Below are 2,870 nucleotides of genomic sequence, written 5' to 3'. Positions count from 1 at the left end.
GTCGGCGATCATCCCCGCTGCCCTGCGTGAGCTGGCGTCATGAGCGGGGACGCCGACCGCATCGTCACCGGCGAGCGCCGGGGCGACGACGACGCCTCGCTGCGGCCGCAGACGCTGGAGGACTTCGTCGGCCAGCGCGAGGTCTGCGACAATCTCCGCGTCTTCGTCACCGCCGCGCGCAGCCGGGCCGAGGCGCTGGACCACGTCCTGCTGTTCGGCCCGCCCGGCCTAGGCAAGACCACGCTGGCGCAGATCGTGTCGCGCGAGCTCGGCGTCGGCTTCCGCGCCACCTCCGGCCCGGTGATCGCCCGCGCCGGCGACCTGGCGGCGATCCTGACCAATCTGCAGCCGCGCGACGTGCTGTTCATCGACGAGATCCACCGCATGAACCCGGCGGTGGAGGAGATCCTCTATCCGGCGATGGAGGACTTCCAGCTCGACCTGATCATCGGCGAGGGGCCGGCGGCGCGGTCGGTGCGGATCGACCTGCCGCCCTTCACCCTGGTCGGCGCCACCACCCGGTCCGGGCTGATCACCACGCCGCTGCGCGACCGCTTCGGCATCCCGCTGCGGCTGAACTTCTACGGCACGCCGGAGCTGGAATCGATCGTCGCCCGCGGCGCCCGGCTGCTGGGCTGCCCGCTGACCGACGAGGGCGCGCACGAGATCGCCAAGCGCTCCCGCGGCACGCCGCGTATCGCCGGCCGGCTGCTGCGCCGGGTGCGCGATTTCGGCGCGGTGGCCGGGCTGGCCCGGATCGACGCCCGCGCCGCCGACCAGGCGCTGAAGCGCCTCGACGTCGACGAGGCCGGGCTGGACGCCATGGACCGGCGCTACCTGCGCATGATCGCGGAGCATTACGGCGGCGGCCCGGTCGGGGTCGAGACTCTGGCGGCGGCGCTGAGCGAGCAGCGCGACATGATCGAGGAAGTGATCGAGCCCTACCTGCTGCAGCAGGGGCTGCTGCTGCGCACGCCGCGCGGCCGCGTGCTGGGCGACCGCGGCTACCGCGCCCTTGGCCTGGCCGAGCCGAAGCGCGGCGCCTCCCAGCTCGATCTGCTGGCGGAAGACGAGCCGTGAGCGCGCTCCACAGCTTCCCCGTCCGGGTCTATTGGGAGGACACGGACGGGTCGGGGATCGTCTACCATGCTTCCTATCTGCGCTTCGCCGAGCGGGCGCGGACGGAGTTGCTGCGCGCCGCGGGCTTCGAGCAGTGGACGATGCTGGAGCAGACCGGCATCGCCTTCGCCGTGCGCCATTGCGTCATCGATTACCGCCGCTCCGCCCGCCTCGACGACCGGCTGACGGTCGAGACCGCGGTGACGGCGATCGGCGGCGCCAGTCTCGAAATGTCGCAGGCGATCCGGCGCGATGGGGATGACATCGTCACATTGCTGCTGAAATTGGCCTGCATCACTCGCGATGGCCGGGCGGCCCGGATGCCGCCGCGGCTGCGCGAGGTGTTCAACGCGATCAAGGACCAGACCGCGTCGCACGCGGCGGGATGAAGGGCGAAGGGCGAAGGGTATGGAGCAGTCGGTGATCGATACGGCCCAGGCGGTCGGGCAGGGTGCCGTGCACAATCTGAGCATGTGGGGCTTGTTCCTGCAGGCCGATGTGATCGTCAAATTCGTGATGCTGCTGCTGCTGGCGGCATCCGTCTGGTGCTGGGCGATCATCTTCGAGAAGTGGATCCGCGTCCGGCGGCTGAACCGCCAGGCGGATGCCTTCGAGGACGCGTTCTGGTCCGGCGGGTCGCTCGACGACCTGTACGATCAGGTCGGCGCCAACCCGCCCGACCCGATGGCCGCCACCTTCGCCGCCGGTATGAAGGAATGGCGCATCGCCGCCGATCGCGGTCTCAGCCAGTCGGGCAGCATGCGCGCCGGGTTGCAGCAACGCATCGACCGGGTGATGCAGGTGACCATGACCCGTGAGCTCGGCCGGGTCGAGCGTGGCATGACCGTTCTGGCCTCGGTCGGCTCGACCGCGCCCTTTGTCGGCCTGTTCGGCACGGTCTGGGGCATCATGAACTCGTTCCAGTCGATCGCCGCCCAGGCCGACACCAGCCTTGCCGTGGTGGCGCCGGGCATCGCCGAGGCGCTGTTCGCCACCGCCATCGGCCTGTTCGCCGCCATCCCGGCCACCACCGCCTACAACAAGTTCTCGAACGACCTGAACAAGTATGCCGAGCGGCTGGAGAACTTCGCCGGCGAGTTCGGCGCCATCCTGTCGCGCTATCTCGAGGACCGCAGCTGATGGGCGTCTCGCTGTCCCATGCCACCGGCCGGGCCCGCAGCGGCCGTCGCCGCACCCTGCGTCCCAACGCCGACATCAACGTCACGCCCTTCGTCGACGTCATGCTGGTGCTGCTGATCGTGTTCATGGTCACGGCGCCGTTGCTGACCGTCGGCGTGCCGGTCGACCTGCCGCAGACCCGCGCCCAGAACATCCCGACCAAGGAGCAGCCGCTGCAGGTCACCATCGACGCCCAGGGCCAGATCTACGTGCAGAAGAAGCAGGTGGCGATGGAGGACCTGGTGCCGATGCTGACCGCGATCGCCAAGGCCCAGTCTCAGGGCGCGGCCGCCGGCTCTGGCGGCGGCCCGGCCGAGACCCGCATCTTCGTGTTCGGCGACCAGGCGCTGGCCTATGGCCGGATCATGCAGGTCATGGGCGCCATCACCTCCGCCGGCTTCACCCGCGTGGCGCTGATCTCCGAGACGCCGAAGGGTCAGGCGGCGCTGACGCCGGCCCCCGCGGCCACCGCACCGGCACCGAGGCGCTGACAAGAGCCCCATGCGTCCCAGTCTCATCATCTCCCTGGCCCTGCACGCGATCCTGCTGATCGTGCTGATGTTCGGGCTGCC

The 2,870-nt window shown here is 70.2% G+C and carries 4 protein-coding genes; all 4 read left to right on the top strand.

The window, feature by feature from the left end:
- Positions 1-39: 39 nt before the first annotated feature.
- The 4 genes from ruvB to tolR are packed head-to-tail and all read left to right on the top strand — an operon-like array spanning position 40 to position 2,789.
- A complete protein-coding gene (ruvB, locus tag P409_RS30980) occupies positions 40-1,080 on the top strand; it encodes a Holliday junction branch migration DNA helicase RuvB (RefSeq protein ID WP_034847536.1) in 1,041 nt (346 codons plus the stop codon).
- Positions 1,077-1,508, top strand: coding sequence for a tol-pal system-associated acyl-CoA thioesterase (gene ybgC, locus P409_RS30975; protein WP_034847535.1), 432 nt, complete (start codon positions 1,077-1,079; stop codon positions 1,506-1,508). The genes ruvB and ybgC overlap by 4 nt, the downstream gene beginning before the upstream one ends.
- Positions 1,509-1,527: 19 nt before the next feature.
- On the top strand, positions 1,528-2,259 hold the full coding sequence (tolQ, locus tag P409_RS30970) for a protein TolQ (RefSeq protein ID WP_034847533.1): 732 nt from the start codon (positions 1,528-1,530) through the stop codon (positions 2,257-2,259).
- On the top strand, positions 2,259-2,789 hold the full coding sequence (gene tolR, locus P409_RS30965; RefSeq protein ID WP_034847531.1) for a protein TolR: 531 nt from the start codon (positions 2,259-2,261) through the stop codon (positions 2,787-2,789). Before tolQ ends, tolR begins: the two co-directional genes overlap by 1 nt.
- Positions 2,790-2,870 lie beyond the last annotated feature (81 nt).

Origin of the sequence: Inquilinus limosus MP06 (assembly GCF_000767795.1) — a bacterium.
Classification (GTDB): domain Bacteria; phylum Pseudomonadota; class Alphaproteobacteria; order DSM-16000; family Inquilinaceae; genus Inquilinus; species Inquilinus limosus_E.
This window is presented reverse-complemented; position numbering and strand designations above follow the sequence as displayed.

Bases quoted from the DNA above. Each gene is read 5' to 3' on its own strand.
- ruvB (WP_034847536.1), top strand. From the start codon at position 40: ATGAGCGGGGACGCCGACCGCATCGTCACCGGCGAGCGCCGGGGCGAC.
- tolQ (WP_034847533.1), top strand. From the start codon at position 1,528: ATGGAGCAGTCGGTGATCGATACGGCCCAGGCGGTCGGGCAGGGTGCC.
- tolR (WP_034847531.1), top strand. From the start codon at position 2,259: ATGGGCGTCTCGCTGTCCCATGCCACCGGCCGGGCCCGCAGCGGCCGT.